The following is a 1,806-nucleotide window of genomic DNA, read 5'->3' as shown; positions in this document are numbered from 1 at the left end:
ACAAGTTGGCGGATGCGGTCAGCACCGACTTTCATGCTGTTGAGGAGCTTCGGCAAATCATTGGCGATAAATTCCAGATCGATTTCTTCGCTGCGCTCTTGAATTTCCGAATGGGGATGGGTGCAGTACCGCTGGTAGAGGTGCAGCAGGTCGAGCAGGTCGTTGGTGTAGTCGCTCGCGTGTGTGAGATTGCCGTAGATAAAGTTGACTGGGTTGTTGATTTCATGCGCTACACCAGCTACTAAATGCCCCAAACTGGACATTTTTTCGGTTTGAATTAGTTGAGCTTGTGTTCTTTGCAAATCCTGGAGTGCTTGGGCGAGTTGTGCTGCTGAGGCTCGTGTTTGAGCGAGTAACTCGATTTGCTCTAGAGCTACTCCCAAATGATCGGCAATTTGAGTGACAAATTCTATCTCTGTTGCTTGCCAATGACGCGGTTTTGTACATTGATGAATGCAGAGCAATCCCCATAACTTTTTAGCTTTCAGTAAGGGAACAACCAAGTTTGCTTTTACCTGAAATTGTGACAAAATATGGATGTGACAGTCGCTCAGTCCAGCGTTATAAATATCGGCAACTGCTTGAATTTGTCCTTGCTCGTAATGCACTGCATATCGCTCCCCAAAGCAGCTGTCGCGAACCCTAGCTTCTAAGGCAGAAGGCAAACCTACTGCCCCATCTTCCGAGACAAATTCGCCATCGTTGTAGCCGCTGTCGAGATAAAATTGATACACTGCTACCCGATCGGCTTTCAGCAGCTGTCTAACTTCTTTGGCCGTGGCTGTAAAGATGCGATCGAGATCCAGGGGTTTGCGAATTCTGGCAATCACCTCAGCTAATACTTTGCGTTGCTCGACTTGATTGTAGGCAGCAGCTAGCATTTGTTCTGATGTCTGCTGTAACGCTCTCAATTCCGTGATATCACGGCAAACGCCAATTACGGATGTCACTGCTCCAGAGGGATCTGTAATTGGGGTATAAATTGAGTTATAAATTCGTGTCCCCGATGGGAGATTAATTTCCCAATCTACCTGCACTTTTTCGTTTTTTTTAAATACCTCTTGCAAGATTATTTCGAGATGCTCTGCGGCAGAGCCAATCAATTCCCGATTAGTTTTACCGATGGCTTCTTCAAGCGTCAAGCCCAGTAGTTTTGCGCCTGTCTGATTAATCCAGACATAACGTAAACTCCGGTCATATTCTACTAAAATGTCATTTGAATGTTCTAAAAACCGCAGTAGTTCAGGTGGATTTTGTTTTTTGGGTATTTGAGACACTTTATGTTTGGCAATCAAGTTCAAAAGTTAATCTCTTTGTGGCAATGGGATGGCCGACCGTGATGCACGCTTATACAATTTTAGATTTTAGGTTTTAGATTGAGATAACTGGGACGATCGCATAGTTAAAGCCACTTTAAACTAAGATTGTTGTCCGCAAAGACTTAGCAATGTTTTGTTATTTTTAATTTAATTGCTAATTGGCGAGCGGCTGATGGGAATTTCAATCCAAAACTCTGTACCGTTTCCAGGTTCGGACATACATTTTAGTACTCCCCCGTGCTTTTCCACGAGAATCTGATAACTGATGGCCAACCCCAAACCAGTTCCCTTGCCCGGTTCTTTGGTAGTGAAAAACGGATCGTAAATGCGGGAGATGACATCTGCTGTCATCCCAGGGCCGTTGTCAGCAATCTTAATTCTCACCCAAGGTCGATCGCCTGTATGTTTAGGTATAAATTGTGTCTGGATAGTAATTTGGCTGGGTTCTGCTTCCATTTGAGAGATGGTGCGTTTGCGATCGCGATGT

Annotated in this window: 2 protein-coding genes; both read right to left on the bottom strand. The window is 44.7% G+C overall.

The genetic code is table 11. The features are described 5' to 3' along the window. Nucleotides 1-1,277, bottom strand: a 1,277-nt coding sequence (locus H6S82_RS31665; RefSeq protein WP_191057378.1) for a GAF domain-containing protein, incomplete at its 3' end; no start/stop codon positions are given. 189 nt (nucleotides 1,278-1,466) lie between these two features. Next, on the bottom strand, nucleotides 1,467-1,806 hold a 340-nt coding region (locus H6S82_RS31660), incomplete at its 5' end, for a HAMP domain-containing sensor histidine kinase (RefSeq protein WP_191057377.1).

It is taken from the genome of Planktothrix sp. FACHB-1355, assembly GCF_014748295.1.
GTDB classification, from domain to species: Bacteria; Cyanobacteriota; Cyanobacteriia; order Cyanobacteriales; family Aerosakkonemataceae; genus Aerosakkonema; species Aerosakkonema funiforme_A.
Note: the sequence above shows the minus strand (reverse complement) of the source record. Positions and strands in the feature narration are given on the sequence as shown.